Here is an 11642-nt window from a genome sequence, read left to right as displayed (position 1 = left end):
GTCGGCAGCGTCCGTCTCGCCCCGCTCGATCCTCAGCTCCTCGGGCGTGAGTTGCGCGACGAAGGCATCGTTCGGGAAGCGGAACGCGAGGGTCATCGTCAGGTCGCCGCGGTCGGGCGCAAGCATCGTGCGCAGCGACAGCATCGCGGAAACCGGCGACAGCGGCAGCATCGGGTCGTGCAGCGGCGATCGCGTCGCCCAGCGGCCCATTTCCTGGAAGATCGGCTCGCTTTCATAGCCCCAAGGCGTAAGCTCATAGACCTGCACAGAGGCCGGGGGCGGCAGCTTGCGGCGGCGGAGGATGCCGATGCTTTCGAGGCTTTCGAGACGCTGCGTCAGGATATTCGCGCTGATTCCGCCCAACGTCGCGCGCAATTCCGAAAAGCGGCGCGGACCCAGCATCAGCTCGCGCATGATCAGCAACGACCAACGCTCACCCACGAACTCCAGCGCGAGCGCGGTCCCGCATGCATCGTCGTACCAGCGGTTCTTACCCTTCTGCTCCATTTTGGTTCTTTTTTGTAACTTCCTAGTTGCTTTTAATAACTGAGCCGCGCATCAAGGTCAAGAAGTGATTCGCTCCTCCTCCAGCTGAACGGAGATCGAGATGGCCGACACCGCGACATTGCCGCCGCCGGAGGCGCTGAAGCCCGCGCGTGAGATGGCGGAAGCCCATCCGGCGCGCTGGCCGGGCGAAAGCGTCGAGTATCGGGCCGCGCGCACGGCGCTGCTGGCCGAGGAAATCGAGCTGCGGCGCCAGATCCAGCGCGTCGCGGAGCATCGCCGCGCGCTACCGCCCGGTCCGACCGCCAGCGACTATCGCTTTCGCGACAAGGACGGGAACGAGCTGGCGCTGGCAGACCTGTTCGGCCGCCACGACACGCTGTTCACCTATTTCTGGATGTTCGGGCCGGAGCGGGAGCGGCCGTGTCCGATGTGCACCTCGTTCGTCGGCTCGCTCGACATCCCCGCGCCCGATATCGAGCAGCGGGTCGCGCTCGCGATCATCGGCCGCTCGCCGGTCGAGCGGCAGCTCGCCGTCGCCCGGGAGCGCGGCTGGACACACCTGAATTTCTACCAGACTGTCGGCGAGGATTTCGCGCGCGACTACCGCCTCGTCGTCGACGGCGACGAGGGCGCGGGCGTGTTCGTCTGGACGCGCGACCGCGATGCCGTCCGCCTGTTCTGGGCAGCCGAGGGTGGCGCGGAGACGGCCGATCCCGGCTTCGATCCGCACCTTGCGCCCGATCCGACGCCGCTCTGGAACGTCCTCGACATGACGCCCGAGGGCCGCGGCGCCGACTGGTATCCGTCGCTCAGCTACTGATCCTTTCCAGGAGAGACGAGATGCCGAAGATGGTCTTCGTGAACCTGCCGGTTGAGAATCTCGACCGGTCGGTCGCCTTCTACGAAGCGATCGGGTGCACAAAGGACCCGCGCTTCTCCAATGATCAGGCCGCGATGATGGTCTGGTCCGACACGATCAGCTTCATGCTGCTGACGCACCCTTTCTACCAGGGGTTCACGTCGAAGCCGATCGCAGATGCCCATGCGGTCAGCCAGGCGCTGTTCGCGCTGTCGTTCGACAGCCGAGCGGAGGTGGATGCGATCATGGAGGCGGCGCTCGCCGCAGGCGGGCGCGAGCATCATCCGCCCGAGGATCTGGGCTTCATGTACAGCCGCGCCTTCGAGGATCCGGACGGCCATGGCTTCGGACCCATGTGGATGGACGTCGAGGCCGCGCTTTCCGCCATGCCGCAGAACCAGGCGGCCTGAACCGGACGAGAAGGGAGAAGAACCATGCCTGTCAATCCCAACGCATCGATCGAGATCACAGCGTTCGAATGGGTGCCCGATTTTGCCCAGGGCGTCGTGCGCGACCTGCGCGCCCGCTGGGCGCTCGAAGAAGCGGGACTCGATTACCGCGTCCGCCTGCTCGGCCAGCAGCGCCCGACCGACTATCTGAAGGAGCAGCCGTTCGACCAGGTGCCGATCCTGAAGGACGGCGACCTCTGCATCTTCGAGACCGGCGCGATCGTCCAATATGTCGGCGAAAAGAGCGAGGCGCTGTTGCCGCGCGATCCGCAGGGCCGGTTCGGTGCGATCCAGTGGACCTATGCCGCGCTGAACAGCGTCGAGCCGGCGGTGATGAACCTGCTGCTGATCGACCTGTTCTACAATGGCGAGGAATGGGCGAAGCTTCGCCGGCCTGGCGCCGAGGACTTCGTCAAGCTGAAGCTCCGGCGCGTCTCCGACCGGCTGGGCGACAAGCCCTGGCTGCAGGGCGACCGGTTCACGATCGGCGACCTGATGATGGTCACGGTGCTGCGCTTCCTGCGCCACACCGACCTTGTCGCCGGCGTCCCCAATCTCGCCGCCTATGTCGCGCGGGGCGAGGCGCGGCCCGCCTTTCAGCGGGCGCTCGCCGACCAGCTCGCCGTGTACGCGGCCAACCAGCCTCAGGGAGAAGCGGCATGACCTATATCGAGGGATTCATCGTGCCCGTGTCGACGGGCAACCGGGACGCCTATGTCAAGCAGGCGAGCGACGTCGCGCCGATCCTGCGCGAATTCGGGGTGGAACGGCATGTCGAGGCGTGGGGCAGCGACGTGCCCGAAGGCAAGGTGACCGACTTCCGGAAGGCCGTGAATGCCGAGGCCGGCGAGGACGTCGTCTTCTCCTGGTTCGAATATCCGTCCAGGGCCGCGCGCGATGCCGCCAACGCGAAGATGATGAGCGACCCGCGCATGGCGGAGATCGGCGCATCGATGCCGTTCGACGGCAAGCGCATGGTCGTGGGCGGCTTCGAAGCCATTGTCGAAGAAGGCAGCGGCAAGGGCGGCTTTGTCGACGGCATGATCGTGCCTGTGCTGCCGGGGCAGCGCGACGCCTATCGCGCGATGGCCGCAAAGTCTGCACCCATTTTCCGCGAGCACGGCGCCACCCGCGTTGTCGAGTCGATCGCCGATGATGTGTCGAAGGGGCAAGTCACCGATTTCTACCGCGCAGTGAAGGCGGAGGACGGCGAGACAATCGTCTTCTCCTTCATCGAATGGCCCGACAAGGCCGCACGCGATGCGGGCTGGGAGAAGCTCATGGCGGACGAACGGATGAAGCCGGAAGGCGACATGCCCTTCGCCGGCCCGCGCATGTTCTGGGGCGGATTTAAGCCCGTTCTCGATACGGCGAAGGTGCCGGCATGACCGCCCGGCACAGCCTGCTGGTCGCCCTGGCCGCCTATCTGGTCACGGCCGCGGCCCTTCTCGGCCACAGCGCCGTCGTCGGCGCCCCGCCCTTCGCCTGATCCGGAGACAAACCATGGACCTTGCCGTCGACACCGCAACGCCCGTTCGAAACGATCGGGTCTGGGCCGGCCGGGCGCTGAGCGGGCTCGCCATCCTCTTTTTCGCGATGGACGCGGGCGGGAAGCTGATCGCGCCCGATCTGATGATCGCGAACAGTCCTCCGCTCGGCCTGCCCGCCGATGCCGGCTTCATGCGGCTGCTGGGTGCGATCCTGGCTCTCTGCACCGCGCTTTATGCGTTGCGGCGCACCAGCTTTCTCGGTGCCGTCCTGCTGACCGGCTATCTGGGCGGCGCCGTCGCCATCCATCTGCGTGCCGGCAGTCCGCTTGTCACCCACACGCTGTTCGCAGTCTATCTGGGCCTGTTCGTATGGGGCGGTCTGTGGCTCCGCGACGCCCGTATCCGCGCCCTGCTGCCCTTCGGCTGATCGCACCTACGAGGAGAGAGATTGTGTCCAAGATCACCCCCACCATCTGGTTCGACGGCGGCGTCGGGGAAGCCGCGGAATTTTACGTCTCATTGCTGCCGGACAGCCGGATCGACTCGATCAACCGCTCGCCGATCGACACGCCGTCCGGCCCCGAAGGCCAAGTGCTGACCGCGATCATCACCCTCGCCGGCCAGCGCTTCTGCCTGCTGAACGGCGGCCCGATCTTCCCGCAGACCGAAGCGGTCTCGTTCATGATCGAGACCGACAGCCAGCAAGAGACCGACCGGCTGTGGAACGCGATCGTCGGCAATGGCGGTAAGGAAAGCGCGTGCGGCTGGTGCAAGGACAAATGGGGCGTATCGTGGCAGATCACGCCCCGGCGGCTCCTTGAGCTGACCACCGACAAGGACACGGAGCGCGCCAGGCGGGCGATGGCGTCGATGATGACAATGCGAAAGATCGACATCGCGACGATCGAACGCGCGGCGGCGGGTGAAGGATGATGGAGCTCTTCGGCCACCCGTTCTCGTCCTACACCTGGAAGGCGCTGATCGCCTTTTACGAGAACGACATCCCCTTCACCTTCCGTGCGCTCGGGCCGGACGAGCCCGAGAACGGCGCGCGGTTCGGCACGCTGTGGCCGGTCGGCAAGTTCCCGCTGCTGGTCGATGACGGCCGGACTGTCATGGAATCGAGCACGATCATCGAGCATCTGCAGCTCCATCACCCGGGCCTCGTCCGCCTGATCCCGGACGATCCCGAGCAGGCGATCGAAGTGCGGATGCTCGACCGGATTTCCGACAATTACGTGATGGGCACCATGCAGCGCGTCGTGGCCGACGCCTTGCGGCCGCCGGAGCGGCGCGACTCGGTCGAGGTCGACCAGGCGAAGGCGACGCTGGAAACCGCCTATCGCTGGCTCGACAGCTGGCTGGGCAGCCGCGAATGGGCGGCCGCAGGGCAGTTCAGCCTGGCCGACTGTGCTTTCGGGCCCGCCCTGTTCTACGCCGACTGGGTCCACCGCATTCCCGCCGACTTGGCCAATTTGAGAGCTTATCGGGCGCGGCTGCTCGCCCGTCCGTCCATTTCCCGCTGCGTCGAGGAGGCACGGCCCTACCGGCCGCTGTTCCCGCTCGGCGCGCCGGACCGCGATTGAAGGAGAGGAGAGAGATATGGCGACCGAAGAACAAGGCCCGACGAGCGGCCTGACCCCGCATCTGACGATCGAGGGAGGCCGCGCGGCCGAGGCGATCGACTTCTACACGCGTGCGTTCGGCGCGACCGAGCGGCTGCGGATGCCGGCTGACGACGGCAAAAGGCTGATGCACGCGCATCTGACCATCAACGGCAGCTCGCTGATGCTGAACGATGATTTCCCCGAATATCGCGGCGGCCAGGCCGAAGGCGCGCCGGCGGGTCTGACGCTTCACCTTCAGGTCGACGATGCCGATCGCTGGTTCGATCGCGCGAAGCAGGCCGGCGCGACCGAGACCATGGCGCTGCAGGACATGTTCTGGGGTGATCGCTATGGCCAGGTAACCGACCCGTTCGGCTATCGCTGGTCGATTGCCCATGCGTTGAACAAGTGAAGGGGGAGAGGATGAGCGACGATCTCGAACTTTCCGTCACGCGCCTGATCGACGCGCCGATCGACGTGGTGTGGCGCGTCTTTACCGAGCAGACCAACGAATGGTTCTGCCCCAAGCCGTGGCGCGCCGAAGTCGATTGGGACCTGCGCGCCGGCGGCCGTTCGGCGACTGTTATGTACGGTCCGAACGGCGAGGAGAACCGGATGGAAGGCATCATTCTCGAAGCCGTACCGGGCAAGCGCGTCGTCTTCACCGATGCGTTCAAAGGCGACTGGACGCCGCAGGGTCCGTTCATGGTCGGCTTCTTCGAGTTCGAGGAAGAGGACGGCAAGACCCGCTACACCGGCCGCGCCCGCCACTGGACCGAAGTCGCCAAGCAGCAGCACCAGGCGATGGGCTTCGCCGACGGTTGGGGCAAAGTCGCCGAACAGCTGGCGGAGCTTGCCGAAAAGGCCAAGGTGGAGGCCCGAGCCGTGACGGGCGATTTCCCGCGCATGGCCTTTCCGAACGAGAGCCCCGCCTATCGCGAGGCGCGCAGCGCGCAGTCGAGGGGCGCTGATACAAATTCGGGACGGCGCCCCTCGACTTGGCTCGTGACGAGCGAGCAGGTCTGAAAGCAAAACCGCTGTCGGCGGTCAGGCGAAGGCCGGTGCCTTCCGGAGCCGCTGATAGGCGTCGATCACCTGCTGCAGCCGGCCTTCGTGGCTGCGGTCGCCGCCGTTGCGGTCGGGGTGATAGCGGTGAACCAGTTCCGTGTAGCGCTGGCGGAGCGCCTTGCGGTCGGCGTCGGCCTCAAGGCCGAGCGCATCGAGGTCGCGCCGGTTCTCGCCAGACAATGGCTTGCCGTCGGTGCGCTGCCTGGGTGCTGCCTGGCGAAATCGCGCGCCGATCGCATCGAGCGGGTCCGCAAAATCGGCCCAGCGCGGCGGCCGGTCGGCGCCGCTGTGCGCGAAGGCGCGCGTCTCGCGCTCCCAGCCAGCCATCGGACGCTGCGCGGCCTCGATCTGGTCCGGGCTCATGCCTGAGAAGAAGTTATACCCTGCGTTGAACTCACGGACGTGGTCGAGGCAGAACCAGCGCCATTCGGGCGGGCGGTCCCCCCTACGCCCTTCGCTCCTTGGCGGCGCACGGAACTCGCCCGGAGCTTCGCAGCCCGGATGCGCGCAGGTATCGGCCGCGTTCTCGACACGGCCGTGGAAGCGGGCGTTGGGACGATCCTTGGGAGGGCGCATTCTGTCCGGAGCAAAAGCGCGTATATGGGGCCGATGACCGGAACTGCGAAGGGGCCCGTGGCGGCCGAAATCGAAAAACGGCTGCGGGATGCGCTTCGGCCCGAGCGGCTGGAAGTGATCGACGACAGCGAAAAGCACCGCGGCCATGCCGGCCACGACCCGCGCGGCGAGAGCCATTTCACGGTAAGGGTCGTCAGCGCCGCCTTCGAAGGGCGGAATCGCGTGGCGCGCCAGCGCATGGTCAATGCCGCGCTTGCCGAGCTGCTGCGCGACCGCGTCCACGCGCTGGCGATGGTGACGAAGGCACCTGGAGAAGCCTGATGACCGACCTTTTCACCCTCACTATAACGCCGACGACCCACGATCTCGGCGGTTTCAAGGTGCGGCGGACCCTTCCGTCCAGGCCCAGGACGATGGTCGGCCCGTTCATTTTCGTCGACCAGTTCGGCCCTGCGCAGCTCGCGCCGGGCACCGGGATGGACGTGCGGCCGCATCCGCACATCAACCTGGCGACCGTCACCTATCTGTTCGGCGGCGCCATCGACCATCGCGATTCACTCGGCACCCGCGCGCGGATCGAGCCGGGCGCGGTCAATCTGATGACAGCCGGACGCGGCATCGTTCATTCGGAGCGCTCGCCGGCCGACCAGCGGGACGGCGGCGCGATCATGTCGGGCATGCAGACCTGGCTGGCGCTGCCCGACGGGCGCGAGGATATCGACCCGGCCTTCGAACATGTCGCCGCGGACGCTCTGCCGAGCGTGGAAGGCGGCGGCGCTACTGCCCGCGTGATCATGGGCTCGCTCTGGGGCCGCTCCGCTCCCACCACCTGCTATGCCGACACGATCTACGCGGACATCAATCTCGACCCAGGCGCGTCAGTGCCGATCGACGCGGCGGCGGACGAGCGGGCCGTGCTGGTCGCGCTTGGCGATGCCAGCCTCGATGGCGAGCCGCTCGATCTCTACACGCTTTACCTGCTGAAACCCGGCGTGCCGATGACGCTGCGCAGTGAAGCCGGTGCCCGCGTGATGCTGCTGGGCGGCGAGGCGTTCGCGACGCCGCGCCACGTCTGGTGGAATTTCGTTTCCTCGAGCCGCGACCGGATCAACCAGGCGAAGCACGACTGGAAAGAAGGCCGGTTTCCGACGGTGCCGGGGGACGAAGGCGAGTTTATTCCATTGCCCGAGGTGCCGATTACGGTTTCATATCCGTAGAGTTGCGACAATCTCTCGCCCCGTTCGTTTCGAGCGCAGTCGAGAAACCGTTGCAGCGAAACCTGCGCTTCTCGACGGCGCTCGAAGCAAACGGGATCAGGAAGGGAGGCCATAGACAATGACCCTGCAGCAGCAACGCTTTCACTTGCCGACGGGCGTCGATCTCGATGTGACGATGGGCGGCCCGCGTGACGGCGAGGCGCTGATCTTCCTGCACGGCTTTCCCGAATCGCACCGGACGTGGCGGCACCAGCTCGCGGCGCTGTGCGACGACTATTTCGTCGTGGCGCCCGATCAGCGCGGCTATGCCGGATCGTCGAAACCTCCCAGGGTCGAGGACTATGCGCCGGACAAGCCGGTCGACGATCTGATCGCGCTTGCGGACGCGCTGGAGCTGGAGCAGTTCACGCTGGTCGGCCATGATTGGGGCGGCGCGATCGCCTGGATGGCGGCGCTGCGGCATCCGGACCGCATCGCGCGGCTGATCATCGCCAATGCGCCGCACCCGTTCCTCTTCCAGCGCACGCTGATCGACGACCCCGAACAGCGCGCCGCGTCCCAATATATCCGCGCCTTCCGCGACCCGGCGTTCGAGACCAAGCTGGGCGCGGTGGGCATGGAGAAATTCTTCGAGGTCAGCTTCATGCGCACCGCCGACGCGAAGCTGCTGAGCGAGGAAGAGAAGGAGGTCTATCTCGACCAGTGGCGCACGCCCGGCGCGTTCACGGCGATGCTGAACTGGTATCGGGCATCCGCCATCGAGGTGCCGGCGATCGGCGAGCAGGTCGAGCGGCCGGCGTTCCTCGACGCGCCTTTCCCGTCGCTGAAGATGCCGGTGCTGGTGATCTGGGGGATGCGCGACACGGCGCTGCTGCCCGTGCAGCTGGACGGCCTTTCCGCCTATGTCGACGACCTGACGGTGGACGAGGTCGACGCCGGCCATTTCGTCACCTGGGAAGCGCCGGACGACGTGAACGCGGCGATCCGGCAGTTCCTGAAGGAGAAGCCGCTGACCGCCGCGCTGCAGCTGGACGAAGCCTAGCCGATCCGCTGCTCCAGCGCTTTCTTCAGCCGGTCGTGCGCCGATTTCTTGATCTGGCACACCCGCGCGGCGCCGACGCCGAGCACCTGGCCGATCTCCTCGAGGTTCAGTTCCTCCACGTAGTAGAGCTGGATCACCTGCGCCTCGCGTTCGGAGAGGCGGCCGATCGCCTCGATCAGCGCCTGGCGCAGATCCTCGCTTTCGAGCAGCTCGAACGGGTTCGGGTCGTCGCTCATGAACCAGGGGCTGTCGTCGGTGTAGACGCCGTCGATGGGTTCGAACCGGATCGGCTGGGCGGCGTCGCGCTCCTGCCGCAGCCGCTCGGTCGGCACGCCCAGCTGGAAGGCGACCTCCTCGTCGCTCGGCGCACGGCCGAGCTGGACGGAGAGCGCCGATTCCGCCTCGGCGATCTCGCGCCGGCGCCGCATCGCACCGCGGGTGATCGTCGCCTGGCGCCTGAGCTCGTCGATCATCGCGCCACGGATGCGGGTGCCGAGATATTGGGCGAAAGTGACCTGCCCGCGGTCCTCGAACGAACCGGCTGCCTCGACCAGCGCGACGAGCCCGGTCTGCACCAGATCCTCGACCTCGACCGAGCTGGAGACGGAGCCGTGCACGTGCCAGGCGATGCGGCGGACCAGCGGCATATGCTCGCGGATCAGCGCCTCGTTCGCCGCGCCGGCTCCGGTGCGGGTGTAGGTGGGGGATACAAGCGGTTGCGCAGCCATTATTTTTCTCACGCGGCCAGCCGCTCGGGCGCGCCGATCACGGCAACGACCTCGACGGCCTTGTCTTCGGGGACTTCGAGGAAGCTCATCACCGGCGTGTCCGGCAGTGCCGTGCGCACCAGCTTGCGCACCGCCAGCCGGACGGCGGGCTGGACGACGAGCGCAAACGGCTTGCTCTCGGCGATTAGCGGGCGCGCGGCCTGCTGCAGCGCGTCCATGATGCGGCGGCCGAGCTCCGGCTCGATCATGTGGCGGTTGGCCGGATCGGAGCGGACCGCCTGGCCCAGGATCGCTTCCAGCCCGCCTTCCAGCGTCATCACGCGTAGCGGCTCGCGCGGCCCGCACAGGCGCTGGATGATCAGCGCCCCGAGCTCGGGACGGATCGCCTCGACCAGCTCCTCCGGATCGAGCGTGCGCTGGGCGGCGATCGCGATCGCGGCGGCGATGCGGCGGAATTCCTTCAGCGGAATGCCCTCGGCCAGCAGCGCGCGCAGCACCTGGGTCAGCGCCGTCAGCGGCACTGGCGCCGGGCACAGCGAGGCGACCAGCTGCGCCGCCGATTCCTTCAACCGATCGAGCAGGCTCTGCACTTCGTCGGGGCCGAGCAGCTCCGCCGCATGCGCGCCGAGCAGGTGGTTCAGGTGCGTCGCGATGACGGTGCCGGAATCGACGACCATATAGCCGGCCGCGGTCGCAGCATCGGCGTCGTTCGGCGAAATCCAGACCGCGTCGAGCCCGAAGGTCGGGTCCTTGGCAGTCTTGCCCGGCAGGCGGCCGACCGCCTGGCCGGTGTCGAGCGCCAGCATCTCGTCGGGCGACGCCATGTCCTCGCCGACGACGACGCCGTTGACGAGGATGCGGTAATTGTACGGCGCGATCGAGATATTGTCGCGCACGCGCACCTGCGGGACGACGAAGCCCAGCTCCTTCGACAGCTGGCGACGCACGCCGGTGATGCGGGCCATCAGCGGTGCGCCCTGGCGTTCGTCGACGAGGGGAACCAGGCCGTAACCGATTTCCAGGTTGACCTGCATCGCGTCGGACACTTCAGACCAGTCGATGCGGCTGAGGTCGGCCGGCGCGTCGTCGTTGGCGGGCGGCGGCAGCGCTTCGGCGGCGGCCTTGTTCTTCGCGAGCTTCCACGCGCCGAAGCCGGCGATCGCGGCGGCGGGCAGCATCAGCATGTGCGGCATGCCGGGCAGCACGCCCATGATGCCCAGGATCGCCGCGACCGGCGCCCAGGTGCGCGGGCTCGCGAACTGGTGGCCGATCTGGCCAGCCAGGTCGTGGCTGGAGGCGACGCGAGTGACGATCGCGGCAGCGGCGATCGACAGCAGCAGCGCCGGAATCTGCGCGACCAGTGCGTCGCCGACCGCGAGCAGCACATAGGCCTTTGCCGCCTCGCCGACGCCGAGCCCGTGGCTGGCGACGCCGATGATCAGGCCGCCGATCACGTTGACACCCAGGATCAGCAGCGCCGCGACGGCGTCGCCCTTCACGAACTTCGACGAACCGTCCATCGAGCCGTAGAAATCGGCCTCGACCGCGGTTTCGACGCGGCGTGCCTTCGCTTCCTCGGGCGTGATCAGGCCGGAGTTCAGATCGGCGTCGATCGCCATCTGCTTGCCGGGCAAGGCGTCGAGGGTGAAGCGCGCCGAGACTTCGGACACGCGGCCCGCGCCCTTGGTGATCACCACCATGTTGATGATGACCAGGATCGCGAACACCAGCAGGCCGACGACGTAGTTGCCGCCGATCAGGAACGCGCCGAACGCCTCGATGACGTGACCGGCCGCGCCCTTGCCTTCATGGCCGTGCACGAGCACGACGCGAGTCGAGGCGACGTTCAGCGACAGGCGGAACAGGGTCGCCAGCAGCAGCACGGTCGGGAAGCTGGAGAAGTCGAGCGGCTTTTCGGCGTTCAGCGCCACCATCAGCACCGCGACCGAGATCATGATGTTCATGATGAAGAAGACGTCGAGCAGGCCGGCCGGAATCGGCACGACCATCAGCAGGACGAGGATCAGGATGCCGGCCGGAAGCGCCGCGAGGCGGCCGGCCTTGCCCGCGGCGGCGGGGGTCAGAGCAATCGACGCCAC

General features: G+C 67.2%; 16 protein-coding genes. 12 read left to right on the top strand and 4 right to left on the bottom strand.

The window, feature by feature from the left end; translation table 11 throughout:
• Positions 1 to 507 (bottom strand): helix-turn-helix domain-containing protein (locus VFT73_RS07200; RefSeq protein WP_326409529.1); only part of this gene is annotated, 507 nt, incomplete at its 3' end.
• Between the two features lie 100 nt (positions 508 to 607).
• Here VFT73_RS07200 and VFT73_RS07195 point away from each other — a divergent pair.
• The 9 genes from VFT73_RS07195 (at position 608) to VFT73_RS07155 (ending at position 5938) form a co-directional block, all read left to right on the top strand.
• A complete protein-coding gene (locus VFT73_RS07195; protein ID WP_326409528.1) occupies positions 608 to 1327 on the top strand; it encodes a DUF899 family protein in 720 nt (239 codons plus the stop codon).
• Positions 1328 to 1347: 20 nt separating this feature from the next.
• The gene (locus VFT73_RS07190) at positions 1348 to 1776 is read left to right on the top strand and encodes a VOC family protein (protein WP_326409527.1); all 429 of its coding nucleotides are present in this window, start codon (positions 1348 to 1350) and stop codon (positions 1774 to 1776) included.
• A 24-nt stretch (positions 1777 to 1800) separates the two neighbouring features.
• Positions 1801 to 2478: a glutathione S-transferase family protein gene (locus VFT73_RS07185; RefSeq protein WP_326409525.1), complete on the top strand. Its 678-nt coding sequence runs from the start codon at positions 1801 to 1803 to the stop codon at positions 2476 to 2478.
• Positions 2475 to 3203 (top strand): DUF1428 domain-containing protein, encoded by a 729-nt coding sequence (locus VFT73_RS07180; protein ID WP_326409523.1) that lies wholly within the window; start codon positions 2475 to 2477, stop codon positions 3201 to 3203. The genes VFT73_RS07185 and VFT73_RS07180 overlap by 4 nt, the downstream gene beginning before the upstream one ends.
• Before the next feature lie 115 nt (positions 3204 to 3318).
• On the top strand, positions 3319 to 3732 hold the full coding sequence (locus tag VFT73_RS07175; protein WP_326409522.1) for a DoxX family protein: 414 nt from the start codon (positions 3319 to 3321) through the stop codon (positions 3730 to 3732).
• Positions 3733 to 3755: 23 nt separating this feature from the next.
• Positions 3756 to 4238 (top strand): VOC family protein, encoded by a 483-nt coding sequence (locus VFT73_RS07170; RefSeq protein ID WP_326409521.1) that lies wholly within the window; start codon positions 3756 to 3758, stop codon positions 4236 to 4238.
• Positions 4235 to 4891, top strand: coding sequence for a glutathione S-transferase family protein (locus VFT73_RS07165; protein ID WP_326409520.1), 657 nt, complete (start codon positions 4235 to 4237; stop codon positions 4889 to 4891). Before VFT73_RS07170 ends, VFT73_RS07165 begins: the two co-directional genes overlap by 4 nt.
• Positions 4892 to 4907: 16 nt before the next feature.
• Complete coding sequence (locus VFT73_RS07160) at positions 4908 to 5324, top strand: glyoxalase/bleomycin resistance/extradiol dioxygenase family protein (RefSeq protein WP_326409519.1); 417 nt, start codon at positions 4908 to 4910, stop codon at positions 5322 to 5324.
• Positions 5325 to 5335: 11 nt separating this feature from the next.
• On the top strand, positions 5336 to 5938 hold the full coding sequence (locus VFT73_RS07155; RefSeq protein WP_326409517.1) for an SRPBCC domain-containing protein: 603 nt from the start codon (positions 5336 to 5338) through the stop codon (positions 5936 to 5938).
• A 21-nt stretch (positions 5939 to 5959) separates the two neighbouring features.
• Here the strand turns inward: VFT73_RS07155 and VFT73_RS07150 are convergent, their stop codons facing one another.
• Complete coding sequence (locus VFT73_RS07150; RefSeq protein WP_326409516.1) at positions 5960 to 6556, bottom strand: J domain-containing protein; 597 nt, start codon at positions 6554 to 6556, stop codon at positions 5960 to 5962.
• 33 nt (positions 6557 to 6589) lie between these two features.
• On the opposite strand from VFT73_RS07150, the gene VFT73_RS07145 reads away from it, so the two are divergent.
• The 3 genes from VFT73_RS07145 to VFT73_RS07135 all read left to right on the top strand — a co-directional run bounded on the left by VFT73_RS07145 (position 6590) and on the right by VFT73_RS07135 (position 8815).
• Complete coding sequence (locus VFT73_RS07145) at positions 6590 to 6877, top strand: BolA family protein (RefSeq protein ID WP_326409515.1); 288 nt, start codon at positions 6590 to 6592, stop codon at positions 6875 to 6877.
• Positions 6877 to 7773 carry a pirin family protein gene (locus tag VFT73_RS07140; RefSeq protein ID WP_326409513.1) on the top strand — a complete coding sequence of 299 codons (897 nt, stop codon included), beginning with the start codon at positions 6877 to 6879 and terminating at the stop codon, positions 7771 to 7773. The genes VFT73_RS07145 and VFT73_RS07140 overlap by 1 nt, the downstream gene beginning before the upstream one ends.
• A gap of 118 nt (positions 7774 to 7891) precedes the next feature.
• On the top strand, positions 7892 to 8815 hold the full coding sequence (locus VFT73_RS07135; protein ID WP_326409512.1) for an alpha/beta hydrolase: 924 nt from the start codon (positions 7892 to 7894) through the stop codon (positions 8813 to 8815).
• Here the strand turns inward: VFT73_RS07135 and VFT73_RS07130 are convergent.
• Positions 8812 to 9543: an RNA polymerase sigma factor FliA gene (locus VFT73_RS07130; protein ID WP_326409510.1), complete on the bottom strand. Its 732-nt coding sequence runs from the start codon at positions 9541 to 9543 to the stop codon at positions 8812 to 8814. The genes VFT73_RS07135 and VFT73_RS07130 overlap by 4 nt on opposite strands.
• An 8-nt stretch (positions 9544 to 9551) precedes the next feature.
• Entirely contained in the window at positions 9552 to 11642 is a 2091-nt protein-coding gene (flhA, locus tag VFT73_RS07125; protein ID WP_414712803.1) for a flagellar biosynthesis protein FlhA, read from the bottom strand.

Origin of the sequence: Sphingomonas sp. (assembly GCF_035758555.1) — a bacterium.
Taxonomy (GTDB): domain Bacteria; phylum Pseudomonadota; class Alphaproteobacteria; order Sphingomonadales; family Sphingomonadaceae; genus Sphingomonas_B.
Note: the sequence above shows the minus strand (reverse complement) of the source record. Positions and strands in the feature narration are given on the sequence as shown.